The sequence below is a fragment of the Ornithinimicrobium faecis genome (genome assembly GCF_023923225.1).
In the GTDB taxonomy this organism is placed as follows: Bacteria; Actinomycetota; Actinomycetes; order Actinomycetales; family Dermatophilaceae; genus Ornithinicoccus; species Ornithinicoccus faecis.
The window spans coordinates 1,258,480-1,284,935 of record NZ_CP099489.1; the positions used below are offsets into that span (position 1 = coordinate 1,258,480).

The following is a 26,456-nucleotide window of genomic DNA, read 5'->3' on the forward strand; positions in this document are numbered from 1 at the left end:
GGCCGCGGGCGAGGCCAGCCCCGAGAGGCTGCGCATTTCGCTGTCTCCTCAGTCCCCCACTCGGCCGGTGTCATAGGCCCACATCGCGATCTCGACCCTGTTGCGGGCGCCGATCTTGGTCAGCAGGCTCGCGACGTGGGTCTTGGCGGTCGTCAAGCCGATGAAGAGGTCGGCTGCGATCTCGGCGTTCGTGCGGCCGCGGGCGACCAGTGCCAACACCTCCTCCTCGCGGTCGGTGAGCGGATCGATCAGTGGGGCACGTCGTTTCGACGGCTCCCTGGCGGCCAAGGTGGACAGCAGCCGCCGCGTGATGTTCGGCGCGATCAGGGCATCGCCGACGGCGGCAGCGTGCACGGCCTGGACGAGCAGTTCGGGCCCGGCGTCCTTGAGCAGAAAGCCTCGGGCGCCGGCCCGAAGCGCGCCGTGGACGTATTCGTCGAGGTCGAAGGTCGTGATCACCACCACCGCCATAGGGTCCGGGACGCTCCGCCCGGCGAGGAGCTCGGTCACCTCGATCCCGTCGAGCCCGGGCATCCGGATGTCGACCAGGCACACGTCGGGGCGGAGCCGACGCGCCAGCTCGACCGCGGCGTGGCCGTTGGCGGCCTGATCGACGACCTCGATGTCGGGTTGGGCGTCAAGGATCATGGACAGGCCGGTTCGCACCAGGTCCTGGTCGTCGGCCACCAGCACTCGCACTGTCATCGGCGTGCCTCCGTCGGCAGCTCGGCGTCGACGGCCCACCCGCCCCCGGGCGCCGGCCCGGCGCGCAACGTGCCGCCGAGCAGCTGCACCCGCTCGGTCATCCCCAGCAGCCCGAAGCCGTGGCTCGCCGGTCGTACGGGGTCGATCTGTCCGTCGTCGGTCACGCTCAGCCGCAGCCTTCCTTCACCCTCGACGACCCGGATCTCCACGCGCGAGGCGTTGCGCGCGTGCCGCAGGGCGTTCGTCAGCGCCTCTTGCGCCAACCGGTAGACCGCTGTGTCGACCTGAAGCGGAAGGCCGTCCAGGTCACCCGGCACCTCCACGTCGACGACCGGCACGGGTTCGCGGCGGGCGAGTGAGGCCAGGTCGGCAACGCCGGGCTGGGGCGTGTACTCCGCCGGCGCCCCGTCGCGCAGCACCCGGACCATCGCCCGCATCTCCGCCAGGGTCCGCGATGCCTCCTCCTCGATGACCGCCAGCGCCTCGAGTGGGGCCTCTGGTCGCTGTCCGGCCAGGGTCCGGCCCGCCTGCGCTTGCACCGCGATCGCCGAGACGTGGTGGGCGACCATGTCGTGCAGTTCGCGCGCGAGGCCGACCCGTTCCTGGCTGCGGATCTGGCCCAGGGCCCGGCGCCAGCTCTCGGCGCGATAGCGGAACGCCGCTCCGGCCGCGGCCGCCGCCGCCAGAATGCCGAACCCGCCGATGACTTCGGCAGGCGCGGTGTAGTCGGCGACCGTGCCGATGACCGCGGCGACCAGCACCACCGTCAGCCCGATCACGATCTCGCGCCCTGAGCCCCAGCGGACCAGCGCGTAGACGAACACTAGGACGAAGATCATCGTGCTGAGACCGACGCTGGGGGCCCCGCCCACCAGGGTCACAAGCCCCAACGCCATCGCGGTGCCGAAGGCCACCATGACGCAGGCCAACGGCTGGGCACGCCGCCAGAGCAGCACCGGCGCGAGCCCGACGGCCACGATCGTCACGAAGGGCCGCCAGGCGACGTCGTCCCGCAAGACTCCCTCGAGCAGCGCCGTCACCATCACCGCGCCGACCAGCGCCCAGTCGCGCCACGACCGGCCGGGAACGTCCGCGGCGCGCGGCTCGGCCCACAGCGAGCGCAGGGCGTTGGTGATCACCCGCTCAGCCTAGGGACTGGCGAGGCCTCGCGGACCGACCGAAAGAACGAGACCCTGCTCCTCCCCAGGTCGGAGGAGGGTCCGGCCTCGACGCCGATGTGCGCACGCCGCGACGCGGCGAGGGTTGTCACATGATCACTGTTGAGTCACTGACCCGGAGATACGCCAGCTTCACCGCCGTCGACAACGTCACCTTTACCGCCCTGCCCGGTCGCGTCACCGGCTTCCTCGGCCCGAACGGCGCCGGCAAGTCCACCACGATGCGCGTGATGGTCGGCCTGACTGTCCCGACGTCCGGCACCGCGACCATCAACGGAGAAAGGTTCTCCGACCTCCCCAACCCCGGCCTCGAGGTGGGCGTCCTCCTGGACGCCTCCGCCCAGCACACCGGTCGCACCGGACGCGAGATCCTCACGATCGCCGCCGACACCATGGGTCTGCCCCGCCGCCGCGTCGACGAGATGCTCGAGCTCGTCAGCCTGACACCAGCGGAGGCCAAGCGCCGCGTGCGTCACTACTCCCTCGGCATGCGTCAGCGACTGGGCATCGGCACCGCACTGCTCGGGGACCCCCGGGTGCTGATCCTCGACGAACCGGCCAACGGGCTCGACCCTGCCGGGATCCGGTGGATGCGCGACCTGCTGACGGGCTTCGCCAGCCGGGGTGGCACCGTCCTGTTGTCCTCCCACCTGCTGCACGAGATCGAGGTCATCGCCGACGACCTGGTCGTGATCGGGAACGGCAAGATCGTCGCGTCCGGCAGCAAGGAAGAGCTCCTCGCGGCGGCCGGGACGCTCGTCCGGTCGGCGTCACCGCGTGACCTCGCTCACGCGCTCGAGGTGGCCGGGATCGCCAGCACGCTCGCAGGGGACGGCTCGGTCCGCACCGACGCCGACCCCGCTCGGGTCGGGGCTGTGGCCCGGACGGCCGGCATCGACCTCACCGAACTCCGGTCCGCCGAGGGCGCCGGGCTCGAAGACATGTTCCTGTCGCTCACTGCCGACACCCAACGAGAAGGAGTTTCCGCATGACCGCCGCGATCGTCCCGCCGGCCACCACCACGGAGGCGGCACCGGTCCGCCGGGCTGCCCAGCCCATCCCGACCACCCGACTCGTCACGGTCGAGCTGCGCAAGATGTTCACCACCCGCTCGGGCTTCTGGATGCTCATCAGCATCGGTGTCCTATCGGTCCTTGCGGCCGGGTCGGTCCTCATCTTCGCTCCCGACACCGACGTCACCTACGAGACCTTTGCCACGGCGATCGGCTTCCCGATGTCGGTGATCCTGCCGATGATCGCGATCCTGGCCGTCACGAGTGAATGGAGCCAGCGCAGCGGTCTCACGACGTTCACGCTCGTGCCGAGCCGCGGGCGCGTCATCGTGGCCAAGGCGATCGCGACCTTCGTGGTCGGGGTCGCCTCGTGGACCGTCGCGTTCGCCGTCGGTGTCGTCGGCAACGTGCTCGGGTCCACGATCGTGGGCCTCGACACGGTCTGGGATGTCTCCCTGGCAGCCGCGGCGCAGATACTCCTGGGGAACCTGGTCGGCATGGCCATCGGCTTCACCCTCGGTGTCGTGCTGCGCAACTCCGCGGCAGCGATCGTGGCCTACTTCGTCGTCTCACTGGTCCTGCCGGGCATCCTCGTCCTCCTGGCCCAGGTGCGCTCGTGGTTCGCCGACCTGCAGCCGTGGATCGACTGGAACGAAACGCAGATAACGCTCTTCGAGCGCGCCACGGACACCGGTGAGGAGTGGGCGATGCTCGGCTCGACCACGATGATCTGGATCGTCATTCCTCTCGTCGTCGGGCTGCTTTCCCTGCGTCGCTCCGAGGTCAAATAGTTGGACACGCAGTCGGCGATATCCGGCGCTCATGTGTGAGTGCCGGATATCGCCGTCTCGTCGTTGACCGGCTCAGCGTGCCGCAGAGCCACAGACGGGTGTTGAGTGACGTGCTGAAGTGGTCAGGATCGTCAGCTCGTCGGGTCGGGGGCCGCACGGGGCGGGGCACGCTCTGCGGTGGCATCCCGATCGGATGTCTGCTTAGCCTGCTGTGATGAGTGCTAACAGAGAACGTCGCAATTTTGCCCTCTCTGCAGCCCTGGTTTTGGGGATGACGGTGGGGGTTCCAACAATGGCGCAGGGAGAGGGCGCCGAGCATGATGTCGCCGAGAAGGATGCCGCAGGGGAAGCGTCTCCTGATGAGGTGTCCGTGCACCGCATTCAAGGCGAGGACCGATATGCAACGGCCGCCAACATGGCAGAGAATTTCGGAGATCCCGACCGGGTCTACCTGGCGAGCGGTGAGGAGTATTTCGATGCGCTGTCGGGCTCACCGGCGGCCATCCTGGACGGTGCGCCGGTGCTGCTGACCAAGAGCGACCACCTGCCGCAGCACACCGAGTCTGCACTGCGGGCGCTGGAGCCGAAGGAGGTCGTCGTGGTCGGCGGCACCGAGGCGATCGCGGACGACGTGCTGACCCAGGTCGAGGAGCAGACCGGTGCCGACGTCACCCGAGTGTCCGGTGAGAACCGCTATGGCACCGCGATGTTCCTGGCGACCGAGCGCTTTGAGGCCAAGTTCGTCACCCACGTCTATGTCGCCTCCGGGGAGGACTACGCCGACGCGCTGAGTGGTGGCACCAGCGCTGGGGCGGAGGGCAGCCCGATCCTGCTGACGCAGCACGGCAACCTGCCTGCAGAGACGAGTCAGGCGCTGGACGAGTTGGATCCGGCCCTGGTGACAGTGCTGGGCGGGGAGGAAGCGGTCTCGGACGAGGTGCTGGCCGAGATCGGGGGTCACACCGACGAGGTGCGACGCGTCGCCGGCAAGGACCGCTATGAGACGTCCGCGCTGTTGGCCGAGACGACGGCCCCGGGGGAGACTGCCTTGGTCGCCTCGGGTGAGGACTTCCCGGACGCCCTGGCTGGCACTGCCCTGGCTGGCCACCTGGGCCTCGACGTGCCGCTTCTGCTCACCCAGCCCGACAACCTGCCGGAGGTCACTGGCTCGGTCCTGAGTGATCGCGAGCCGGAAATTGTCGAGCTCCTCGGGGGCGAGTTGACGATCAACGACAGCGTTGGTCAGGAGATCGAGGAGCTCCTCGCCGAGTGACAGCCGACCGCTGACCGGCTCACCTCATCAGTGACCTCGGGAATGTGACCTTGATTCTTCGCTCCCGTTCCAGCAAAGGCAAGGTCTCATTCCCGAGGTCAGTTGTCTATCTGTTGTTGACAAGGCGCGGGAATGCCCACGAAACCTGACCTTTTCGGGGTTGTCCCCGCCTGGGAGCCGCCTTAGCGTCCGGTGCATGCCAGCACAACGCTCCCGCAGCAGAGTCGCCGCGTCCCTCGCCCTTGCCCTGGGCGTGACGATCGCGGCCCCGCAGATCGCCCAGTCCCGCGTCGTCGATGACGTCACCGATGCGCCCAGCACCAACGCCAGCCGTATGCCGACGGCTGGCTCTGCCTCCGCGGCACCGGAGGGCGACTCGGAGGCTGCTGCCACGGAGGGGAGGGCCGCAGGGGCGGGGACGGCTGAGGAGATGCCGGAGTCCGCAACGGGGCTCTACATCGTCCGGTTGGAGCAGGCACCGCTGGCGACCTACGACGGCGGTGTCGAGGGGCTGGCCGCGACGAACCCGCAGGTCACCGGCGAGGCGCGCCTTGACGCCACGAGCCAGGACAGCCGCGACTATCTGCAGCACCTGGCCGAGGCCCAGGAGGAGGCCGGGCTGCAGATCGAGTCGCTGCTGGGCCGTGACGTGCAGATCGCCGACCACTACACCCACGCCCTCAATGGCCTGGCGCTCGAGTTGTCTGCCGAGGAGGCTGCGGCACTGGTCGACCAGGTCGGCATCGTGGCTGTGGAGCCCGATCAGCAGTGGGAGCTCGACACCGACGTCAGCAACGACATCATCAACAGCCCGGCTATCTGGGCGGGGGAGACCGGCAGCGAGATCGGCACCCTGGGCGAGGGTGTCATCGTCGGGATGCTCGACACGGGCGTGAACTTCGAGCATCCGTCGTTTGCCGCAACCGACGGCGAGGGCTACACGCACACCAACCCCTATGGCTCCGGCACCTACGTCGGGGTCTGTGCCACAGACGACCCCAAGCACGAGGACCTCTGCAACGACAAGCTGATCGGCGCCTACAACTTCACCGGCACCGGCAGTGCGACCGACGACAACGGACACGGGAGCCACACCGGCTCGACGATGGCCGGCAACCAGCACACGGCAGTCTTTGACGTCGGTGCCGACACCTACGAGCTGCCCGTCTCCGGGGTGGCACCGCACGCTAACGTCATCTCCTACAAGGTCTGCAGCTTCCTGTGCAGCTCGACCGCCAGCGTTGCGGCCGTGGAGCAGGCGATCATTGACGGCACCGACGTGCTCAACTATTCGATCTCCGGCCCGGACAACCCGTGGAACAACTCGGTGGACCTGGCCTTCCTGTCCGCTGCCGAGTCCGGCATCTATGTCGCGGCCTCGGCCGGCAACGACGGCCCGGGCGCGGGCACCGTCGCCAAGACCGCCCCGTGGAACGCTGCGGTGGCGGCCACCAACAGTCCGCGTCTGATCGCGCACGACGTCTCGGTGACCGGGCCCACCCCCGTGCCCGAGCACGTCATCGGCCTGGCGGGCGTGCCCGGCTCCGGCCCGGGTGTGACCAGCCCGATCGAGGCCGAGATCAAGGAGGCCTCCGTGGTCGACCCCGGCAACGGCGGCGGCTGCGAGGACTTCCCTGCCGGGGTGTTCGACGGCGCATTGGCCCTCATCGAGCGCGGAGGGTGTGACTTCTCCGCCAAGGTCGGCAACGCCGCGGACGCGGGCGGCCTCGGAGTCATCATGGTCAACCAGTTCCCCGGCCCCCCGGTGGTCATGGGCGGGCTGGAGAACACCGACATCCCGGCGGTCATGGTCGCCAACGGCGAGGGCACGGGCCTGCGCGAGTTTGTGGTCGAGCACCCCGGCGCGACCGTCACCCTGGACAGCGGCTCCGTGCTGACGATGACGCCGCAGTGGTCCACGATGGTCGCCGACTTCAGCTCGCGCGGTCCCAGCGACTTTGACCTGCTGGCGCCGACCTTCGCGGCCCCGGGGCGCAACATCCTGGCCGCGACGATGGCCTCGGACGAGGACGCGTCGACCTATGAGTTCATGCAGGGCACCTCCATGTCCTCCCCGCACGGGGCCGGGGCCGGCGCCCTCCTGCGCGGGCTGCACGACGACTGGTCGCCCGTGATGATCCGCTCGGCACTGGCCTCCACGGCCAACCCCGAGGGCATGGTCAAGGACGACGGAACCACCCCTGCAGATCCGTATGACGTGGGGTCGGGTCTGGTGGACCTGGACGCCGCCGGGCGGGTCGGCCTGGTCATGGATGAGTCGATCGAGGACTTCGAGGCCGCTGACCCCGAGTTGGGCGGCGACCCGAAGACCCTGAACCTGCCTGCTTTCGTCGACCAGAACTGTCTTGACACCTGCTCCTGGACGCGGGAGGTGACGAACGTGGCCGACGTGGTCACGGCATACAGCACGTCGGTCACCCCGCCCCAGGGCGTGACCATGACGGTGGAGCCGGCGACCTTCTCGATCGAGCCGGGCGCCACCCAGACCATCACCGTCACAGCGGACGTGGGCTCCCTCACCGGTGGCGCGGCCATCTTCGGAGACGTGCAGGTCACGACGGACGGCACGCACGCCGGCGGGGCGGAGATCGCCGACGTGCACTATCCCGTGGTGCTGGTCAAGGGCGAGGCCGAGATCCTGCTGGAGCCGACCGAGCTGACCACCCTGCTCGGGGTGGACGAGCAGGAGGCGCACACCGTCACGGTGAGCAATGAGGGCGGCGCGCCGATGGAGTGGGCCCTCGACCAGGGCGGCGACTGCGCGCTCCCAGCGTGGGTGTCGGTCGACCCCACGTCCGGCAACATCCCGGCGGGGGAGAGCCAGGACCTCACCGTGACCTTCGACTCCTCCGACATGGCAGGCGGTGACTATGCCGGCAGTCTCTGCGTGACCAGCAACGACCCGCACACGCCGGTCGCCACGGTCACGCTCGCGCTGGAGGTCGTGGAGATCCCGGTCGTCGCGGTGAGCGCGGAGGAGTTGTCCACGATCCAGCCGGCAGGGACGGTGACGTCCGAGCCGCTGACCATCGGCAACACCGGCTATGGCGTGCTCGACTGGACGTTTGAGGATGCGGACGCCGGGCCGAGCGATGAGCGGATCGAGCAGTTGCGCGAGGGTGTGCTGCTCGCGCCCAACTCTGATCGGAACAACCGTGCGGTCATGGCCTTCGATGCGCAGGACGGGACGCTGATCGATGAGCAGTTCATCCCGCACTTCGACTATTCCGACGGGACGCTCTACACCCCCAGTCACGTGCTGGCCAACGCCGACAACACCGGATTCCTGCTCACCGACCAGATCAACAGCGTGGTCACGGAGTATGACCTGGACGGCAACTATCGTGGCATCTTCGCACCCTCGCCAGCCGGTGAGGACAAGGCCATCATGCAGAACATCCGCGGCATGGCCTGGTCGCCACAGGGCACGCTCCTGGTGACGGTGGCCACGAGTGACAACGCCAACTCGGTCGTCGAGTTCGACGCGGACGGTAACTACTTGGGTCACTTCATCGAGCCCGACCTCGGTGGTCTGGACGGCCCCTGGTTTGTGACCTTCCGGGACGAGGACGTGCTGGTGTCTGCGAGCGGAAGCGAGGCGGTCCACTCCTACAGCCTCGACGGGACGACCTCCAACGGGACTTTCACCACGCAGATGCGCTGGCCCGAACAGTTGACGGAGACCGAGCAGGGCACCGTCCTGGCTGCCAACCTGTCCAGTGGACGGGACTTCCTGGATCGGGGGCTGTATGAGTTCAGTGCCGACGGTGAGCTCCTCGGCGGCTGGACGATCCCCGGCTCCACGTCCTATGCCGGTGTTCACCCGCTGGGCAACGGCAACATCCTTGCGGCCACCGAGGACGGCGTCTTCGAGGTCAGTCGTGACGGGACGGTGGAGGCAGAGGTCGAGTCCGGTCGTGCGCGCTTCATCTCAGAGATCCAGATGCCCGACATGATGTCCTGCCAGACGCCCGACGAGGTGTCCTGGCTGGACGTCGACCCCGCGTCCGGGCAGACCGCCCGTGGTGAGGAGTCGGGTGTGCGGGTGCTGCTGGACAGCACGGGTCTAGCGGCGGGTGACCACGTGGCCAACCTCTGCGTGAGCACCGACGACCCGGCCACGCCCTATGTGCCGGTGGTGGTGACCATGACGGTCACGGGTCAGGTGTGTGACACCACGGTCAGCGGTGTCCACGACGGGCCGGTGACCGCGAGCAGCGGTCTGACCTGCCTGGCGGCGGGTGCTGAGGTGGCCGGTCCGGTGACCGTGCGCGGGGGCAGCCTGTTTGCCGATGACGTCACCATCGAGGGTCCGCTCTCGGGCAACCGCGCCAAGGGCGTGGAGATCACTGACTCGAGCGTCAACGGTGCCCTCACCCTGATGGCTGTGACTGATCGGATCAGCGTCGACGGCAACCAGGTCTCGGGTCCGACCACGCTGCAGCGCAACTCGACCGGCGACGTGCCGATCCTCCTGGCGGACAACGCGATCGACGGTCCGTTGACCTGCCGGAGCAACACCCCACCGCCAACCAATGACGGGCGCCCCAACGAGGTGCAGGGCACACGATCGGGGCAGTGCTCCGAACTGTGACCTGACGCTGGCCCGTCGTTCCGGCGCGGGCTGTCGGCGTGCGTGAGTAGCGTGGCGGAGATGAAGGAGACACCAGAAGAGATCGCGGCGCTCCAGGAACTGATGGACGCGTCGAGGGCGGGCAGCACAAGTCACCTGCGGGAGATCATCAGTGGTGATCACCTGCTGACCGCTGCGCAGGTGGTGGGTGCGCTCGAGGGCATGCGGGTGTTGAGCCTGGCGACCGTGACAGCACGCGGTGAGCCACGGGTCAGCGCCGTGGACGGACACTTCCTGCACGGGCAGTGGACCTTTGGCACCGATGGCCGCGCGGCCAAGGCCAAGCACCTGGAGGCGCGGCCGTCGGTCAGCCTCGCCCATGTCGACGGGGAGCGTCTCGGTGTCTTCTGCCACGGGCAGGCGATCCGACTCAGCCCCGGTGACCCGGAGTGGGAGGAGACGATCGCGCACTGGACTGCGCACTACGAGGAGGATCCGACCACGTGGGGTGCGGACATCAGGATGTTTCGGGTGGAGCCCACGTGGATGGTGGGCTACGGCACGGTGGACGAGCCGACAGCTGACGAAGCGGACTGAGCTCCGGTTGGTGACGGTGCTGCAATGTTGGCGCTGTCGTGACGGTGCTCCTGGGGGTGGCACCCGGACCACGGGTGGATGAGTCATCCTGTGACTCATCCACCCGTCTCCCCGGTGCGCCGGTTCGCCGACCACGTTAGCGGGGCACCAGGGGCCGCCCAGGTTCATCAACGCCCAGGTCCATCAACCCCGTTCACCGGGCGCACGGCGTAGCGTCAGGGGCATGACGGAGTCGCTACATACAGAGTCGCTGCACACAGAAGTCCTAGTCATTGGTTGGGGCAAGGCAGGCAAGACCCTGGCCGGCGCGCTCGGGCGGGCCGGGAGGAGCGTGACCCTGGTCGAGCAGTCCGCCGACATGATCGGGGGCACCTGCATCAACATCGGCTGCGTGCCCACCAAGACACTGGTCCACAGCGCCGAGGTGCGGCGTGAGGGGGATGACCCCTCGGCATACTTCCGCAGTGCGGTTGAGCGCCGTGACACCCTGATCGGCAAGCTCAACGCCGCCAACAAGGCCATGCTCGAGCCGGTCAAGCAGGTGCGCCTGGTTGTCGGATCGGTGGCGGAGTTCACTGGGCCACGCGCGGTGCGGGTGACGGGTGGGGAGGACGAGCTCGAGATCACGGCCGACACGGTCATCATCAACACCGGTGCGTTGCCCCGGCCGCTGGATGTGCCCGGCGCCGACGGGCCGCGGGTGCACGACTCGACCTCGATCCAGCACGTCGACCCACTGCCGGCTCGGCTGGCGATCGTCGGGGGAGGACCGATCGCGCTGGAGTTCGCCAGCATGTTTGCGCAGTTCGGCAGCGAGGTCACCATCCTGGAGCGCGGCGAGCGGATCCTGCGCGGCGAGGACGAGGATGTCGGCGACTCGGTGCGCGCTGCCCTCGAGGACCAGGGCGTGCGGATCACGACCGGCGTCGAGGCGACCGCTCTGGAGGACGACGGCACCCAGGTCACGGTGCAGACCACGGGTGAGCCCGTGGTGGCCGATGCCGTGCTCGTCGCGGTCGGGCGCGTCCCCGCGACCGAGGGGCTCGGACTGGCGGCCGCTGGCGTCGAGGTGGGAGACGGCGGCAAGGTTGTGGTCGACGACCTGCTGCGGGCCAGCGCCGCGGACGTGTGGGCTGTCGGTGACGTCAACGGCGGGCCGCAGCAGACCTATGTCTCCTATGACGACCACCGCATCGTGCTCAGCCAGCTCACCGGCGACGGCTCGCGCTCCCGCGCCGACCGGGTCGCCGTGCCCACGACCATCTTCCTGACGCCTCCGCTGGGCCGGGTCGGTCTGTCCGAGAGCGAGGCCGCAGAGGCGGGTCGCACCGTCGATGTCTATGCCAAGCCGGTGGCCAAGATCGCCGTCATGCCCCGCCCCAAGACGCTGGGGGAGACCCACGGGCTCATCAAGTTTGTCGTGGACGCCGAGACCGACGAGATCCTCGGTGCTGCCCTGCACACGGTGGACGCCCAGGAGTTGATCAACCTGGTCGCGCTCGCGATGCGGACCGGCACCACCCGTCAGCAGCTGCTCGACGGCATCTGGACCCACCCGTCGAGCACCGAGGCGCTCAACGAGGTGCTGGCCCCACCGCGCGACTGAGCGGGCTGGGCTCCCGAGCAGGACTCACGGCGCCAGCAGGACGAGGACCAGGCCAGCACCACCCACGGCGAGCAGCAGCGCCACGAGGGCCAGCAGTTCGCCCGGCCGCACCTCCAGGGCGTCCGAGTGGATGCCCCGCACGCTGGTGTTGATGCGGCGGTTGTGGGTCACGCTGATGGTCAGGGCGCAGACCAGAGTGAGCGCGGGCAGCGCCAGGACCGCCAGGCCATAGTGCGGCGCCCACCGCAGGAAGATCGCGCTCACCGTCACCAGCGCCAGGCTCGTGCGACTCCACCCCAGGGTCGTCCGCTCCGGCTGCAGCCCACGGTCCAGGTCGGCTGCCGTGGTGGCCCGAGGCTGTGGGCGGGGACGCCAGGTCATGGCGCGGTGAAGAGGATGAAGACCAGCAGGACTGCGGCGCTGATCGCTCCGCCGACCCCCAGGACGGGAGCGATGAGCGGCAGCGGGAGCGGCCTGGAGTGACGCATCGCCCGCTCCACGCCCAGCCACCGCATGAAAGCACCACCACTGACAAACATGCCCAGCATGATGAGCAGCACGGCGATGCCCTTGCGCACCGTCGGCTCAAAGATGTCGACCGCAAACGCCTCGACCGCGATCCCACCGGCGAGCAGCGCCAGCGCGGTCCGGATCCAGGCCAGGAAGGTCCGCTCGTTGGCCAACGAGAAGCGGGGGTCCGGCTCATCGCCACCTGGCAGCAGGCGCTGCGCGAGCCAACTCCGGTTGTCCATGGCGCCAGTCCACCACGGACCCGGCTCGTCCGCCCATCCGGTGTGCGACAGGCACCAGCCGTCGTATGCCGTCAGCTGGCCAGCGCGTCGACGAAGGCTTGGTGGATGGCTGGGCCAAAGAGCACGAACCTCACCACGTCGAGTTGACCGGGGTGGTCGTGGACCCAGGACCGCACCGTCGCGACCGCGATGTCAGCCACCTCGTCGGCGTCCCAGCCATAGACCCCCGCCGAGATGGCAGGGAAGGCCACCGACCGCGCGCCAACCTCGGACGCGACGTCCAGGCTCCTCGAGAAGCAGCTGGCCAGCAGGGCCGGGTCGGTCTGGCCGCGGTGCCGGTTCGGGCCGACGGTGTGGATCACCCACCGCGCGGGCAGGTCACCGGCGCCGGTCGCGACGGCCTCACCGACCGGCAACCCGTCGTGCCAGCGCCCGGCCCGCAGCCGCCGGCACTCCTCGAGCAGCTCTGGCCCCGCAGCGGCGTGAATCGCCCCGTCAACACCACCGCCGCCGAGCAGCAGGGAGTTGGCCGCATTGACGATGGCGTCCACACGCTCGGTGGTGATGTCGCCCTGGACCGCCTCAACCTCAGTCATGCCGTCATCATGCCAACCACCGCGGACCCAGAACGGGTGACCATGAGATGAGGACCATGCCTTTTCGGGCAGCGGCGCGAGGAAGCAAGGTCACATTCCCAAGGTCAGGAGCGGGCGGCTTCCCAGTCGCTGCGCAGCTGGCCCATGATGATCGCGTCGAACCGCTCGCCGTCGAACTCGAAGGCCTCGCGCCGGGTCCCCTCGACGACGAAGCCAGCCTTCTCGTAGACCCGCTGGGCCCGCGGGTTGAACGCATAGACCTCCAGATCGATGCGGTGCAGCGGCAGGTGGGTGAACGCATAGTCGATCAACAGCCGCGTCGCCTCGCTGCCCAGCCCGCGGTCGCGTCCGCCAGGCCCGAAGAGCGTGCGGTAGTTGCAGGTGCGGTCGCCCTCGTCCCACTCGTTCAGCACGACCTCGCCGACGACCTGTCCGCTCGCGTTGTCGACCACCATCAGGTCCAGGCGATCCGGCTGGTCGTTGCGCGTGGTGTACCACTCCCGCAGCGGCCCGATCTCGGGCTCCTCGGCTGCCTCGATCTCGGCCGTGCTGTGCACACTGCCGGTGAATCGGAGCAGGTCAGGGTCAGTCAGTATGCCGACCATCACCTGAACGTCCTCCGGCTCCACTGGCCGCAGGGTCACCAGATCCCCGGTGAGGGTGGGTTTGTCGGAGAAGGTCCGGTCCTGAGTGGCCATGACCCCACCCTCACAGGATCTGCCTGTAGACAGCCAACGCTTTTTCTGGGCAGCCGTAGGTAAATTGGATGTGTGGGTCTAATGACGAGTGAAGCGGATCGAGCCCGGAACCTTGCCCTCCTGGACGTCAGCGGATGGTCGCGGCCACGCGGCGGTCGCGCCAGAGTTGGATGAGGACGGCGATCCCGGCGAGGACCGGCAGGGCGCTCACGAGGCCGAGTGATGTCGGGCCGATGACGTCATAGGCCTCACCGCCGGTGCTCAGTGTGATCCCGGCAGTCACCACGCCGAGCGCGAGCCAGGTGGCGGCGAACCACAGGGCCCAGCGCTTGCGTCGGCGGACCGCCCAGATCGAGGAGATCCACCCGAGGGCACCAAGGACTCCGGTGCCGACCAGCCAGCCGATGATCGCGGTGCGTTCCGTCGAGACCGTGTTCGCGTCCCACTGCGGATAGGCCTCGCGCACGTGGTTGGCCACGCTGTAGAACATGCAACACGATTCTTGGAGACAGTCATGACGGGACCTCGATCCCGTGGGCAGCACGCGGGGCTGACGAGGGAGGTGGTGCTGGCCACGGCCGTTGAACTCGTCGACGAGCACGGTCTGGCGGCACTGTCGATGCGACGGCTGGGGGGCGAGCTCGGGGTGGAGGCGATGGCGCTCTATCACCACGTGGGCAGCAAGGAGGAGCTGCTGGACGGGCTGGTGGAGCACCTGTTTGCGGAGGTGATGTCGGCGCCCGGCCGTAAGGCAGAGGGCGGGCACTCAGACGACGAGAAGACCTGGCGGCCGGTGCTGCGGACCTTCGCGCGCACCATGGTGGAGATCCTGTTGGCGCACCCGAACCTGGTGCCGGTCGTGCTCTCCCGACCAGCGACCACGCCGCAGGTGCACGGGCTCCTCGAGGAGTTGCTCGGTGCGCTGCGTGACGCGGGCCTCCAACCTGGCCAGGCCCTGGACCTGATCTATGCCGTGATCAGCCTGGTCCTCTCCCATGTCGCGACCGGCGGCGACTCGGGCAACAGCTCGGCCGCCCGCCGCCAGGTCTGAGCGCCCAGGACCTGAGTGACTTCCCGCTCCTGGAGCAGGCTGCGCGCGAGGAGAGCGACCACAGGTCGGACCCGTTCGAGGCGACGCTGGAGGCGCTGTTTGCCTGGTTTGACCCCGAGGTGTCCGTGGTCTGAAAAAGCTCGGCCCACCGGTCGCCAAGACCTTTTTTCAGGCGTAGTGTGAAAAAAGGCAGACAGGAGGTCGCGCCATGAAATCAAGGAGCATCATCGCGGTCCAGGAGTGGCCGCACGAGAGCCGCAGAGCGGCAGAGCTGGTGATCAAGGCATTCGGCGAACCCAACGAGGTCAGCGCCACCGAATTGACCTGGCACCACGCAGTGCCGTGGAAGCGGGTCGTGGCCACCGAGTGGTTCGAGAGTCACAACTTCCCGGTGCCACACGTCGACTGCATCGAGTGCGTCATCGACTATGCGGTGCCCCCGGAGAAGATGAGCGAGTTGGCGCACTTCGACGGCAGCATCCGGGTCGATCGCACGGCCGGAGAGGTGTCGGTGCGCTGTCGCAGCATCGCCAGCAACACTCTCAAGCTGAACCTCGTGCACGACATCGTGACCGGCAAGCGCACGGCACAGGAAGCGCGTGATTATCACGTCAAGGAAGTCCTTGACGCAACGCGCGGCGAGCCCACGCCCTATCGCAAGCACCTGCGGATCCCACCGCAGGGGGACACCAAGGATCCTGGTGAGCAGGTCCTCACCGAGGAGGAACTTCGCACCATGGCCGACAGTGACGTCTCGCTGATCGCACCGCTGGCCCTGGCCCGGCAGTCCGCGCCCCGTCACCCCTGAGCGGTTGAGGATCCGGATCCGCGACTGAGTGACCGAGGGAGAGTCGGCTCTCAGGGAGAGCCGGCCCCTCGGCATACGGCTCCTGGTCTGGCCCGCTCGGTCAGGCCCGGGGCGTGATGCCCCACGCGTCGGCGAGCAGCTCGAAGGAGCGCTGGCGCATGGCGGGGTCGTGGGTGTAGGTCGTGATGATCAGCTCGTCCAGCTCATAGGCAGCGGCGAACTCCTCGATCTGCGGCACGACCTGCGAGGGGTCGCCGACCGCCTTGACCGAGTGGAACTCGCTGATCATCGGCAGCATCGCCTCGGGCACGACCGTGCTGAGGTCATCGACCGGCGGGGCCAGCGGCGCGGAGCCACCGGTGCGGATGGCGGCGACCATCTGCTGGGCGGTCGTGAACAGATAGTGGGCCTCGGCCTCCGACGGCGCGACCAGCACGTTGATGCCGGCCATCACGGTCGGCTTGTCGACCTGCGCGGTCTCGGCGTCGGGGTTGAAGCGCTCGCGATAGACCGCCAGCGCCTCCCGCATCTGTTGCGGCGCAAAGTGACTGGCGAAACTGAACGGCAGGCCGAGGGCTGCGGCGACCTGGGCGCCTCCGGTGGAGGAGCCGAGCATCCAGATCGGCACGTTGGTGCCCTCGCCGGGCAGCGCACGCACGCGGGTGGTCTGGCCGTCGCCGAGATAGCTCACCAGGTCCAGCACGTTGCCGGCGAAGTCGTTGAGCCCACTGGCACTGCGGGCCAGCGCCGCCGCAGTCACCGGGTCGGTGCCCGGCGCGCGGCCCAGCCCGAGGTCGAACCGGTCACCGTGCAGGGTGGCCAGGGTGCCGTAGTACTCGGCGACCATCAGGGGGGAGTGGTTGGGCAGCATGACGCCGCCAGAGCCCAGCCGTATGCCGTGGGTGTGGTTGGCAAAGTGCCCGAGGATCAGGGAGGTGGCTGAGGACATGAACGACTCGGTGCCGTGGTGCTCGGCCACCCAGAGCCGTTCGTAGCCCAACTCATCCAGGCGGGTCGCCAGCGCGGTCGAGTGCTGCATGGCCTCGGCGGGCGTCATGCCCTGGGACCGGGGGACCAACTCGAGGACGGACAGGGGCACACGGGTGTTCGTCGAGGGCATGTCTAAGACAACCGCTGGCGGGCGAAGTTGTTCCCGCCCCCGTCTGGGTAGGTCATCGCGTACCCGGCGAGGTGAGTTCCATGGCGCTACGCTTCGATCCAGAGTTCGGAGAAGGAGCAGTCTTCTAGATGCCTCGGGTGAGCAGCACAACCACGGTGAAGGGACACGAAGTGGGCGATGTGTTAAATCGGGAGACGGCCATCAGGGCCCTGGCGGAATCGCCGATGTACCAACTGTCGACGGCCGGAATGGAGTTGTTTCACACTAATGTTCTCTATTGGCTTGCGAGACAGCATCCCGAGGAGTCGGCACCACTGTGGAATGCACTCGGATTACGCACGCCCTGGGGATCCGAGCCAGCACCCTTCATCCGCCGTGAGTGGCGACACCTGGATCTCGTGATCTCTGAGGGACTGGGGCAGCAGGCGTTGATCCTCGAAAACAAGATTGGTGCCATTCCAACTGCCGAGCAGTTGAAGGGCTATCGAAATAGCGTGGGCAGCCACATCCCGGCTGGTGCCGGTGTCACCACATGGGTGCTCCTGACGTTGACACGGCCTTCATTTGACATCCCTGACCCCTGGACCTCGATCACCTACGGAGAACTGCTGCCATCGCTGCGAGAAACGGCGCAACGTCTGCCGGCAGATGACGGTGTGCTCATGGTCGCCTACGCGACCATGGTCGAGCGGCTAGATGCAGTCGCCGGCCTCTACGACCCTGCTCTCGCGCCAGGAGAGCAAGTGCGCCTCACACCCGATGAACGCGAGCTGCTGATCGACGCGCGTCTGCTGTCATTGGTCGAGAAGGTCAGAGCGGGGCGTTTCGCGGAACAGGTCACCAAGGAGATTCGTGACGCACTTGGAAGCGTTCCGGAAGTCGGCGCGGGTCTGAGTAATGGGTCGGGAGTGAACTCTTGGTGGATTCCCGGCCCACGCGGACGACAGTTCGGTTGGCAACTTCAAGGTGGACAGTTCCGACTCGTGGTGATCACTGGCAGCAGAGACCGGAAGAAGCGCAGTGAAAGGGAGGCGCTGGTCCAAAGTCTCTACGCTTCATTCTTTGATTTCACTGTCGTTGAGGGGGTGCCCGACATCCTCACGGAGTACACCGGCAGGAAGGATTGGCTAGGTTATGAGCCGAACTTCGTCTACCGGTATGCGTCACTCACACCTGATGCAACCTGGGCGGAACTGCGGGACCTGGCAGTGTGGTTCTCGGGGCGCACAACTGAATTCGTGCGGGGCCTGGGCAAGGGCTAACCTCTGACGTCCCGCCGCGATCCCTTGTGACTTCCACTTGTCGGCCGAGCAGGCATTGGCAGGACGAGCCGTGTCAGACCCCGCGCGAGTGACGCCGTCCGCGCCCTCGAAGAGCACACACGCCGAACAGAAGCCGTTCGGCCTACACTTGGAGCCATGGCACCGGACACAGCGAGCTTGATCCGAGACGCTCTCGCGCTCGACGCCGATCAGCGCGCGGTCGTCGCCAACGCGTTGCTCGAGAGCCTCCACGACGCAGGTGACACGGGAGAAGTCGATGCAGCCTGGCGGGTCGAGGCCACTCGACGACTGGCCGAGGTGCGCGCCGGTGCAGTCGAGTTGGTGGATGCTGACGAACACTACGCCCGATTGCGTGCCGCGCTCACCGCATGACCCTGGCCCAGCGGGAGCATGCCGAAGCAGTCGCCGAGTTTGACGCCGCTGTGCGTTGGTACGAGGCGCAGGAGCCTGGGATCGGCCTCGCGCTCATCGACCGGGCGCAGCAAGCCCGACGAGACATCGCCAACTGGCCGAACGCTGCACCACCCTTCACGACCGCTGACGATGGAAGCGTGATCCGCAGCCAGGCCGTTCGCGGATACCCGTACCGAATCGTCTACACCGTGGAGCCGGATGCGATCCTGATCCTCGCCTATGCACACGAGCGTCGCGAACCTGGCTACTGGCTCCACCGACTGGGCGACTGAGCCACGGGTCGAGCGTCACCTTTGGCCACGCCGTCGCACGTCGGTCAGGAGCACCCCGTTGCGCGGTGCGGTCGGCATGCGGCCCATCGGCACGTCCAACCTGTCGGTGACGACCCGGGCCTCCAGACCGGACAGCTCGCTGACGGTCTGCGCGAGCAGCGCCAGCGTGATCCGCTCACCGGGGCAGCGGTGGCCGGTCTGCGGACGGCCGCCTCCCTGCGGGACGAAGTGATCGGCCGCGTGGACACCCAGGTCGTCGTCCCACGGGACGCCCTCGGCGCCGAGGAATCGCGTGGGGTCAAACAGTTCCGGGTCGGTCCAGTGCCGATCGTCGCGGTTGGTGCCCCACACGTCGATGAGCACGCGCTCGCCCTCAGCCAGGGGGGCGCCGTCGACGTCGAGGTCATGCCGGGCGACCGCCGGCAGCATCGGGACGAAGGGGTAATAGCGCCGCACCTCGTCGGCGAAGGCCAGCGCAATCGGGCCTCCCTGGGTCGCCCACCGCGAGCGGACCTCGTCGTGGATCCGCTCGCGCCACTGGGGGTGCTCGTGCATCGCCAGCGCAGCGAAGGCCGCGAAGCGTGCCACGGCGATGCCCGGGCGGATGCCGTTCTGCAACTCGACGGCTGCGACGTCGTCGCTGAGTGGCCGACCGTCCTGGTCGCGGTGGGCCAGCACGTTGGCGAAGTGGGTGCCCTCGCGCGGGGTGATCTTGCCGGAGCGAGCGCGGCGGACCTCGTTGCGGAACCAGCGGTCACACCACCAGCGCATCGCCTGCGTGCGGAGCCAGGCCGGACCGATCACCGCGAAACCGTCGACGATCGCGGCCTCGGCGTGCGCGATGCGGGTCGCTGTCTCCGGGTGGGTCACCACCCCGGCCCACCGCAGCAGGGCACGTCCATAGACCTCTGTTGCCACGGCATACACAGAGGCAGTGCCGCCGGACAACCACCGGTCTCGGACCGCCCTCGCCCACTCCCGCTCGGCCTCCTCCAGCACGCCCTCGGCGGCTGCCGGGCCCATCAGCGACCGGATGAACATCTCCTTGCGGTGCTGGTGCTCCGCACCATCGAGACCGTGCACCGACCCCCGGCCGAACAGCCCTCCCTTGATGAAGGCCGGCATCGCGCCCTCGCGGCGGACCGCCCTCGTGTCAGAGAACAGGCGGACCCCGTCGGCCCCGCGGACGAGCAGTGCGCGCGAGCCCAGCACCTGCAGGGGCACGCGGCTGCCAGCGCGGGGATCGTCTGAGCCCGAACGCAGCTCGTCAGCGAAGCGGTATCCACGGCGCAGGAAGTCGGCGGTGTGGTCGGACAGCAGATCGGTGACGGCCATGACGCCAGTCACTCACGGGAGGCGCCGGTGCACAACGTGAACCGGACCCGTGGCGAGCGCCCTCGGGCCACCTCACCAGCACGATCACGTGCGGCAATGCAAGGCAACGAGTGGCAACTCGTGGCAACAGCGGTTGCAACACCGATATGAATATGCGTCAGGACGGATCCCCATCCTCCCGTCCAACCGTGTCATAAGGAGAACCCCCCATGCGGACTACGTCCCGACTCGCGCTCACCGGCATCGCCACGGTCGCGGCCCTCACTCTCGCCGCGTGCGGCGGGTCCAGCGAAGGCTCCGAATCCGGCGACGGCAAGACCATGAAGCTCGCGCTGAACCAGAACGAGGAGCACCCCTCCTTCATCGCGCTCGAGGCCTTCGGCGAGGAGCTCAGCGAGGCCACCGACGGCCGCTGGGACATCGAGGTGCACCCGAACGCGACGCTGGGCGCCCAGGACGAGACCATCCAGCTCGTCAGCGACGGCGGCGTGGACCTGTCCATCGTCTCGGCCCCGCAGCTGGAGAACCTGAACGACGACTTCGTGGTCTTCAGCCTCCCCACCGTCTTTGACTCCGTCGAGTCACAGATGAGCGTCATCAACGACCAGGAGGTCCTGGGCGACGTCTACTCCAGCCTCGAGGAGAGCAGCAACTTCTCCGTCATCGGTGGGCTCACCCAGGGTGCGCGCAGCTTCTATGTCGAGGACGGCCCGATCGAGACCCCGGCCGACATGGCGGGCAAGAAGATCCGTGTCCAGGAGAGCCCCGTCTTCATCGCGATGATCGAGGCCCTCGGCGCCTCCCCGACCCCGATGGCCTACGGCGAGGTCTACACCGGCCTGCAGTCCGGCGTCATCGACGGTGCGGAGAACAATGAGGTCTCCTACTTCACCCAGAAGCACTTTGAGGTCGCACCCTTCTGGTCCTACTCCAACCACCTGGTCGGTGCGGACTTCCTGATCGCCAACACCGGCACCCTGGACTCCATGTCCGAGGAGGACCGCGCGGCCTTCGACGAGGCCTGGCAGAACGCTGCGGACAACCACACCGAGCTGTGGAGCGAGGCGACCGAGTCCGCGATCGCCGACGCCGAGGCCGGCGGCGCGACCTTCTCCGAGGTGGACGCTGCGTCCTTCACCGAGGCGCTGTCCCCGTTGATCGACCAGTTCGTCACGACCGACTCGCAGAAGGCTCTGCTCGAGGCGATCAAGGGCGCAACGGAGTAAATCCGCTTCGCACACCAGCACCACACCGAAGGGGGCGTCGGACGGCCAGTTGTCGGCCGGCGCCCCCTTGCTGTCCCCGATTTCCCACATGCGAACGGCAGCCAGGAGGCACCATGAGCACCGCCCCATCACACCCGGGGTCTGACGACGCAGCCCCCGAGGGGGTCTCGTCACCCGAGCCAGTCCGCTGGCGGCCACTGATGGCTGGCATGCGCCGCGTGCGGGCTGTCGTGGACCGCGTTCTCGCGGGCCTGTGCATCGTCATCTTCACCGCACTCGTCATCATCGTCTCCTGGCAGGTCTTCACCCGTGAGATCGGCAACTACTCGGCGCCGTGGACGGAGGAGGCCGCCCGCTACACCTTCGTGGTGCTGGCGCTGGTCGCCGCCGCCTACGTCTTCTCCGAGCGCGGCCACATCGCGGTCGAGATGCTCGTGGAGAAACTGCCCGAGCGGGGGCAACTGGTCATGGGCCTGGTCATCGAGGCGATCGTGACCGCCTTCACCCTGTTCACCTTCGTGTGGGGCGGCTGGCGCATCTCCCAGAACGCCTGGGACCAGCAGCTGTCCACCCTGCCGGTCTCCGTCGGCCAGATCTATCTGGTGATGCCCCTGGCCGGCCTGCTGATCACCTTCTACTCGGTCTATTACATGCTGGGCATCCTCTCCGGTGCCGAGCGTCCCACCCCCGAGTTCGACGAGAACGCGGAGGCCATCTGATGGACACCCCGGTCCTGATCGCCACGATCGTCCTCATCGGGGGCATGGCCCTCTTCATCGCGATGGGTCTGCCCGTTGCCTATGCGATGGGCCTGCCCTCGACCATCGCCGTCATCATCCTGCTCAGCTATGACAACGCGGCGCTCACCTCGGCCCAGCGCATCCTGGCGGGGAGCAACTCCTTCCCGCTGCTGGCCATCCCCTTCTTCATCCTCGCTGGCGGATTGATGAACACCGGAGGGATAGCCCAGCGCCTGATCGACCTGGCGCTGGTGGTCTCTGGCAGGTTGCCTGCCTCGCTCGCTCAGACGACCGTGGTGGCAAACACCCTGTTCGGCACGGTCTCCGGTGCCTCGGTCGCCGCGGCTGCCGCCGTCGGCACGGTCCTCAACCCCCCGATGCGACAGGCCGGCTATGACCCCAAGTTCTCGGCCATGGTCAACGCCGTCTCCTCACCGGCTGGCATGCTGCTGCCCCCCAGCAACACCTTCATCGTCTATTCGCTGGTGTCCGGCTCCTCGATCGCCGCGCTGTTCATGGCCGGCGTCGGCCCGGGTCTGTTGTGGGCGCTGGTCTGCATCATCATGGTCGCGCTGTATGCCCGCAAGCACCCGGAGCTGAAGGCCCACGGCGAGCGGCCCACGCTCGGCCAGGCAATGCTCGTGGTGCTCCGCGCGATGCCCGCCCTGCTGATGATCGTCGTCGTGATCGGCGGCATCCTCGGGGGATTCTTCACCGCCACCGAGTCCGCCGTCATCGCGGTGCTCTATTGCCTGGCCCTCGGCCTGCTGCAGCGCACCCTGCCGGTCCGCTCCCTGCCGGGCGTGGTTCTCGAGGCGTCCAAGGTCACCGGCATCATCATGCTGCTGATCGGCATGTCCGGCGTCCTGGGCTGGGTCCTCTCCTTTGCCCAGCTCCCGCAGCTGGTCGCCGAGAGTCTGCTCGGCCTGACCGACAGCAGGGTCGTGATCGTCCTGATCATCATGGTCGTCCTGCTGCTGGCCGGCACCGTCATGGACCCGACACCGGCCATCCTGATCTTCACGCCGATCTTCCTGCCGGTGGTCGTCGAGCTGGGCATCAGCCCGATCCACTTCGGCGCGATGATGGTGTTCAACATGTGCCTGGGCAACATCTCCCCGCCGATTGGCAACAACCTGTTTGTCGCCGCCCGCGTCGGGGAGGTCCGGCTCGAGGGACTGATCTCAAAGCTCTGGCCGTTCTTCTGGGCCCTCGTGATCGCACTGTTCGTCGTGGCCTTCGTGCCGCAGCTCTCGGAGTGGCTGCCGACCACCCTGGGCTTCATGGAGCTGCCGGCAGACAAGTGACGCTGAGCTGAGGGTTGCGTCGTGCAGGACCTGGGCAGGGGGCGGCTGGCCCTGCACGACAGCAGCACGTCGGGGGACGGGTGGGTGAGTCACGAGGTGACTCATCCACCCGTGGTCCGTATGCGGATCGCTCACCTCCCGCGGATCGGTCGCCCCGAGCGTCGCTCACCTCCCGCGGATCGGTCGCCCCGAGCGTCGCTCACCTCCCGCGGATCGCTCGCCCGGTCAGTCCTCGTGCAGGGGGTTGAGGATCCGGTCCAGGAACTGTCGGGTGCGCCGGTGCCGCGGGTTGGTGAACATCTCCTGTGGCGAGGAGCGCTCGACGATCACCCCACCGTCCATGAACAGCACCTCGTCGGCGGCGGCCCGGGCAAAGCTCAGCTCGTGGGTGACCACGACCATCGTCCACCCCTCGTCGGCCAGCTCCTTGATGACCGTGAGCACGTCACCGACGAGCTCGGGGTCCAGGGCCGAGGTCGGCTCGTCGAAGAGCAGCAGGCTCGGCTTGAGCGCAAGAGCACGCACGATGCCGACCCGCTGCTGCTGCCCGCCGGAGAGCTGGAACGGATAGACGTCCCGCTTGTCCAGCAGGCCCACCCGGCTCAGCAGGGCCTCCGCCTCGGCGATGGCCTGCGCCCTGGGCACCTTGTGCACCTGGACGGGACCCTCGATGACGTTCTGCAGCACGGTCTTGTGCGGAAAGAGGTTGTGCTGCTGGAAGACCATGGCCGATCGGTCGCGCAGGGCCAGACGGTCCTGCTTGCGCAGCCGCCCACCGAAGTCGAGCGAGGGCCCACCGGCAAACTCGATCTGGCCGCCGTCCGGGATCTCCAGACCGTTGAGCGAGCGCAGCACGGTGGTCTTGCCCGAGCCGCTCGGCCCGATCAGCACGACCACCTCGCCGCGGCGCACGGTGAGGTCGATGGAGTGCAGCACCTCCAGGTCACCAAAGCTCTTGCTCAGGCCCCGGGCCTGCAGGAGCACCTCCCCGGTGGGCCCACCCGCGGGACCACCGGGTGAGGTGAGGGGACTGCTCGGGTCAGTGGGCGACATACCGGTCCAATCGTGTCTCGAGCATGCCCTGGGCGGTCGACAGCACCAGGCAGAACACCCAGTAGACCAGGGCGGCTTGGATGTAGAGCACCATGAACTCCTGGGTGAAGGCGGCGATCTTCTGGGCCTCGCGGAACAGCTCGGTCACCAGGATCATCGAGGCCAGTGAGGTGTCCTTGACCAGGGAGATGAAGGTGTTGGACAGCGGGGGCACCGACACCCGGGCCGCCTGCGGCAGGATCAGCCGGCGCAGGGACTGGCTGTGGCTCATGCCGATGGTGTAGCCCGCCTCCCACTGGCCCTTGGGCACCGACAGGATCGCGGCCCGGATCACCTCTGCCGCATAACCGCCGACGTTGAGGGAGAAGGCCACGATGGCGCTGGGCCAGGGGTCGATCAGCACCCCGAGGGAGGGCAGGCCATAGAAGATGACGAACAGCTGCACCAGCAGGGGCGTGCCGCGGATCACCGAGATGTAGGCGCGGGCCAGCCACGACACGAACCGGTTGCCGGACAGCCGCATCAGCGCCACGACGAGCGCCAGCACCAGCCCGATGGCGAAGGACGCCAGGGCCAGCGGGATGGTGCCGGTCAGCCCGCCGCGGACGATGGGCCACAGCGAGTCCAGGAAGAGTTGCCAGGTGTCGGTCACGAGGTCAGGTCCTCAGCTGGTGCGGGTCACTGAGAGACGTCGGCGCCGAAGTACTTCTCGCCGAGCTCGGCCAGTGTGCCGTCCTCCGCGAGCCCGGCCAGGGCCTCGTCGAAGGCGCCGACCAGCTCCTCCTTGTCCTGCCCGAACGCGAAGGCGTTGAGCGAGGCCTCGTCGAGCTCGGCGGCGATCGCGATCGGGCTGTCCGGGTGCTCCTTGGTGTAGTCCAGGAAGGTCAGGGAGTCGTTGACGGTCGCGTCGACCCGGCCCTGCTCCAGCAGCGCGACGGCCTGGGCCCAGCCCTCGACACCCTCGACGTTGGCACCAGCGCCCTCGGCGATCTTGCCCCAGTTGCTGTTGAGCGACTGGGCGGTGGTCTTGCCGTCCAGGTCGGTCAGGCCGCTGATGTCGGTGGTGTCTTCTGGGATCACGATGACCCCGGGGGAGACGGTGTAGGGCTCGCTGAACAGATAGCTCGCCTCGCGCTCGGGGTTGATCGAGACCTGGTTGGCGATCACGTCAAAGCGTCCGGCCTCCAGCCCGGCAAACAGGGCGTCCCACTGGGTCTCCTGGTATTCGATCTCCAGGTCCAGCTTCTCGGCGACCGCCTCGACCACATCGATGTCATAGCCAGTCAACTCGCCGGCCCCGCCCTCGTGGAAGCTGAACGGGCGGTAGGTGCCCTCGGTCCCCACGACGAGGACACCCTCGTTGGCCAGGCCGTAGGCGGAGCCGCTGGCGGCGGCCTGCCCGTCACCGTCGTCGCTCGCCTCGCCACTGCTGGAGCAGGCGGCGAGGGCGAGCGCGGAGGCAGCGAGGGTGACGGTGAGGGTGCGGTTGAGCGACATCTTGCGGGTGTCCTTCTGGTCGTGGATGGGGCTTGGTGCCCGATCTCGCAACGGCCCAGTGAAGCACTCCATTCCCAAGAGTGTGAAATGAATATCCAAACCTTGGCTTATGAGCGGTGGTGGGGCTCAGGCCGGCTGGCCGAGGAGCTCGCGCAGCTTGTCGGCTCCCCGGTGCCCTGGGGCGACGCCGTCGACGATGGTGACGATCCCGGTCGAGTTGTCGGTGCGCAGGGGCAGGATGGCCTGATAGGCGGGGGAGGCATACCAGGCCAGCGCCGACTCGCGGTCCGGGAAGGCGATGACCACGATGTCGCCGTCCCACTCGCCCTCCTGGGGTGACAGGGCACCACCGTGGATCAGGAACTGGCCACCAAAGGGCTCCAGGGTGGCGTCGATGCACCGCATGTAGCGCGCGATCTGGTCGCCGAACTGGATCTCGCGGAGGTAGCCGATGGCGTAGGCGGGAAGGCTCATGAGGATCTCCTGTGGGTCTGGCCGGCCACGGGGTGTGGCCGCTGCACACCAGTCCACGACAAATCGGTCGAGC

27 protein-coding genes are annotated in these 26,456 nt (G+C 68.0%); 14 read left to right on the forward strand and 13 right to left on the reverse strand.

Annotated features, from left to right (window positions below; translation table 11 throughout):
• Window positions 1–48 precede the first annotated feature (48 nt).
• Window positions 49–705, reverse strand: coding sequence for a response regulator (locus tag NF556_RS05890; RefSeq protein WP_252594558.1), 657 nt, complete (start codon window positions 703–705; stop codon window positions 49–51).
• Window positions 702–1,844 carry a sensor histidine kinase gene (locus NF556_RS05895; protein WP_252594559.1) on the reverse strand — a complete coding sequence of 381 codons (1,143 nt, stop codon included), beginning with the start codon at window positions 1,842–1,844 and terminating at the stop codon, window positions 702–704. The genes NF556_RS05890 and NF556_RS05895 overlap by 4 nt, the downstream gene beginning before the upstream one ends.
• A 131-nt stretch (window positions 1,845–1,975) precedes the next feature.
• On the opposite strand from NF556_RS05895, the gene NF556_RS05900 reads away from it, so the two are divergent.
• The 6 genes from NF556_RS05900 (at window position 1,976) to NF556_RS05925 (ending at window position 11,757) form a co-directional block, all read left to right on the forward strand.
• Window positions 1,976–2,875 (forward strand): ABC transporter ATP-binding protein, encoded by a 900-nt coding sequence (locus NF556_RS05900; RefSeq protein ID WP_252594560.1) that lies wholly within the window; start codon window positions 1,976–1,978, stop codon window positions 2,873–2,875.
• Window positions 2,872–3,687, forward strand: a complete 816-nt coding sequence (locus tag NF556_RS05905) for an ABC transporter permease (RefSeq protein ID WP_252594561.1) — start codon at window positions 2,872–2,874, stop codon at window positions 3,685–3,687. Before NF556_RS05900 ends, NF556_RS05905 begins: the two co-directional genes overlap by 4 nt.
• 292 nt (window positions 3,688–3,979) lie before the next feature.
• Complete coding sequence (locus NF556_RS05910; RefSeq protein WP_252594562.1) at window positions 3,980–4,960, forward strand: cell wall-binding repeat-containing protein; 981 nt, start codon at window positions 3,980–3,982, stop codon at window positions 4,958–4,960.
• Between the two features lie 196 nt (window positions 4,961–5,156).
• Entirely contained in the window at window positions 5,157–9,575 is a 4,419-nt protein-coding gene (locus NF556_RS05915) for a S8 family serine peptidase (protein ID WP_252594563.1), read from the forward strand.
• 60 nt (window positions 9,576–9,635) lie between these two features.
• Window positions 9,636–10,151 carry a pyridoxamine 5'-phosphate oxidase family protein gene (locus NF556_RS05920; protein ID WP_252594564.1) on the forward strand — a complete coding sequence of 172 codons (516 nt, stop codon included), beginning with the start codon at window positions 9,636–9,638 and terminating at the stop codon, window positions 10,149–10,151.
• A 223-nt stretch (window positions 10,152–10,374) separates the two neighbouring features.
• The gene (locus NF556_RS05925) at window positions 10,375–11,757 is read left to right on the forward strand and encodes a dihydrolipoyl dehydrogenase family protein (protein ID WP_252594565.1); all 1,383 of its coding nucleotides are present in this window, start codon (window positions 10,375–10,377) and stop codon (window positions 11,755–11,757) included.
• 24 nt (window positions 11,758–11,781) lie between these two features.
• Here the strand turns inward: NF556_RS05925 and NF556_RS05930 are convergent, their stop codons facing one another.
• The 5 genes from NF556_RS05930 to NF556_RS05950 all read right to left on the reverse strand — a co-directional run bounded on the left by NF556_RS05930 (window position 11,782) and on the right by NF556_RS05950 (window position 14,293).
• On the reverse strand, window positions 11,782–12,138 hold the full coding sequence (locus NF556_RS05930) for a DUF202 domain-containing protein (protein ID WP_252594566.1): 357 nt from the start codon (window positions 12,136–12,138) through the stop codon (window positions 11,782–11,784).
• Window positions 12,135–12,509 carry a YidH family protein gene (locus NF556_RS05935; RefSeq protein WP_252594567.1) on the reverse strand — a complete coding sequence of 125 codons (375 nt, stop codon included), beginning with the start codon at window positions 12,507–12,509 and terminating at the stop codon, window positions 12,135–12,137. Before NF556_RS05935 ends, NF556_RS05930 begins: the two co-directional genes overlap by 4 nt.
• Before the next feature lie 71 nt (window positions 12,510–12,580).
• The gene (locus NF556_RS05940) at window positions 12,581–13,105 is read right to left on the reverse strand and encodes an O-acetyl-ADP-ribose deacetylase (protein ID WP_252594568.1); all 525 of its coding nucleotides are present in this window, start codon (window positions 13,103–13,105) and stop codon (window positions 12,581–12,583) included.
• A 104-nt stretch (window positions 13,106–13,209) separates the two neighbouring features.
• Window positions 13,210–13,803 carry a GNAT family N-acetyltransferase gene (locus NF556_RS05945; RefSeq protein WP_252594569.1) on the reverse strand — a complete coding sequence of 198 codons (594 nt, stop codon included), beginning with the start codon at window positions 13,801–13,803 and terminating at the stop codon, window positions 13,210–13,212.
• A 127-nt stretch (window positions 13,804–13,930) separates the two neighbouring features.
• Window positions 13,931–14,293: a hypothetical protein gene (locus NF556_RS05950; RefSeq protein WP_252594570.1), complete on the reverse strand. Its 363-nt coding sequence runs from the start codon at window positions 14,291–14,293 to the stop codon at window positions 13,931–13,933.
• A gap of 24 nt (window positions 14,294–14,317) precedes the next feature.
• Here NF556_RS05950 and NF556_RS05955 point away from each other — a divergent pair, with 24 nt between their 5' ends.
• Window positions 14,318–14,854 (forward strand): TetR/AcrR family transcriptional regulator, encoded by a 537-nt coding sequence (locus NF556_RS05955; protein WP_252594571.1) that lies wholly within the window; start codon window positions 14,318–14,320, stop codon window positions 14,852–14,854.
• Window positions 14,855–15,062: 208 nt separating this feature from the next.
• A complete protein-coding gene (locus NF556_RS05960) occupies window positions 15,063–15,662 on the forward strand; it encodes a hypothetical protein (RefSeq protein ID WP_252594572.1) in 600 nt (199 codons plus the stop codon).
• A 100-nt stretch (window positions 15,663–15,762) separates the two neighbouring features.
• Here NF556_RS05960 and NF556_RS05965 read toward each other — a convergent pair whose 3' ends face one another.
• Window positions 15,763–16,782: an LLM class flavin-dependent oxidoreductase gene (locus NF556_RS05965; RefSeq protein ID WP_252594573.1), complete on the reverse strand. Its 1,020-nt coding sequence runs from the start codon at window positions 16,780–16,782 to the stop codon at window positions 15,763–15,765.
• Window positions 16,783–16,919: 137 nt separating this feature from the next.
• On the opposite strand from NF556_RS05965, the gene NF556_RS05970 reads away from it, so the two are divergent.
• From NF556_RS05970 to NF556_RS05980, 3 genes are all read left to right on the forward strand, one after another.
• Complete coding sequence (locus tag NF556_RS05970; RefSeq protein ID WP_252594574.1) at window positions 16,920–18,044, forward strand: PD-(D/E)XK nuclease family protein; 1,125 nt, start codon at window positions 16,920–16,922, stop codon at window positions 18,042–18,044.
• 156 nt (window positions 18,045–18,200) lie between these two features.
• Complete coding sequence (locus NF556_RS05975; RefSeq protein WP_252594575.1) at window positions 18,201–18,437, forward strand: addiction module protein; 237 nt, start codon at window positions 18,201–18,203, stop codon at window positions 18,435–18,437.
• Window positions 18,434–18,751: a hypothetical protein gene (locus NF556_RS05980; protein WP_252594576.1), complete on the forward strand. Its 318-nt coding sequence runs from the start codon at window positions 18,434–18,436 to the stop codon at window positions 18,749–18,751. Before NF556_RS05975 ends, NF556_RS05980 begins: the two co-directional genes overlap by 4 nt.
• Before the next feature lie 15 nt (window positions 18,752–18,766).
• On the opposite strand, the gene NF556_RS05985 is transcribed toward NF556_RS05980, so the two are convergent.
• The gene (locus NF556_RS05985; RefSeq protein WP_252594577.1) at window positions 18,767–20,086 is read right to left on the reverse strand and encodes a cytochrome P450; all 1,320 of its coding nucleotides are present in this window, start codon (window positions 20,084–20,086) and stop codon (window positions 18,767–18,769) included.
• 209 nt (window positions 20,087–20,295) lie between these two features.
• Here NF556_RS05985 and NF556_RS05990 point away from each other — a divergent pair, with 209 nt between their 5' ends.
• From NF556_RS05990 to NF556_RS06000, 3 genes are all read left to right on the forward strand, one after another.
• Window positions 20,296–21,312 carry a TRAP transporter substrate-binding protein gene (locus NF556_RS05990; protein ID WP_252594578.1) on the forward strand — a complete coding sequence of 339 codons (1,017 nt, stop codon included), beginning with the start codon at window positions 20,296–20,298 and terminating at the stop codon, window positions 21,310–21,312.
• A gap of 113 nt (window positions 21,313–21,425) precedes the next feature.
• A complete protein-coding gene (locus NF556_RS05995; RefSeq protein ID WP_252594579.1) occupies window positions 21,426–22,031 on the forward strand; it encodes a TRAP transporter small permease in 606 nt (201 codons plus the stop codon).
• On the forward strand, window positions 22,031–23,359 hold the full coding sequence (locus NF556_RS06000; RefSeq protein ID WP_252594580.1) for a TRAP transporter large permease: 1,329 nt from the start codon (window positions 22,031–22,033) through the stop codon (window positions 23,357–23,359). Before NF556_RS05995 ends, NF556_RS06000 begins: the two co-directional genes overlap by 1 nt.
• A 225-nt stretch (window positions 23,360–23,584) precedes the next feature.
• Here the strand turns inward: NF556_RS06000 and NF556_RS06005 are convergent, their stop codons facing one another.
• From NF556_RS06005 to NF556_RS06020, 4 genes are all read right to left on the reverse strand, one after another.
• Window positions 23,585–24,412, reverse strand: a complete 828-nt coding sequence (locus NF556_RS06005; protein WP_252594581.1) for an amino acid ABC transporter ATP-binding protein — start codon at window positions 24,410–24,412, stop codon at window positions 23,585–23,587.
• Window positions 24,399–25,064, reverse strand: coding sequence for an amino acid ABC transporter permease (locus NF556_RS06010; RefSeq protein ID WP_252594582.1), 666 nt, complete (start codon window positions 25,062–25,064; stop codon window positions 24,399–24,401). The genes NF556_RS06005 and NF556_RS06010 overlap by 14 nt, the downstream gene beginning before the upstream one ends.
• A 26-nt stretch (window positions 25,065–25,090) precedes the next feature.
• Window positions 25,091–25,909 (reverse strand): amino acid ABC transporter substrate-binding protein, encoded by an 819-nt coding sequence (locus tag NF556_RS06015; protein ID WP_252595732.1) that lies wholly within the window; start codon window positions 25,907–25,909, stop codon window positions 25,091–25,093.
• Window positions 25,910–26,035: 126 nt separating this feature from the next.
• On the reverse strand, window positions 26,036–26,383 hold the full coding sequence (locus tag NF556_RS06020) for a DUF1330 domain-containing protein (protein ID WP_252594583.1): 348 nt from the start codon (window positions 26,381–26,383) through the stop codon (window positions 26,036–26,038).
• Window positions 26,384–26,456: the final 73 nt, after the last annotated feature.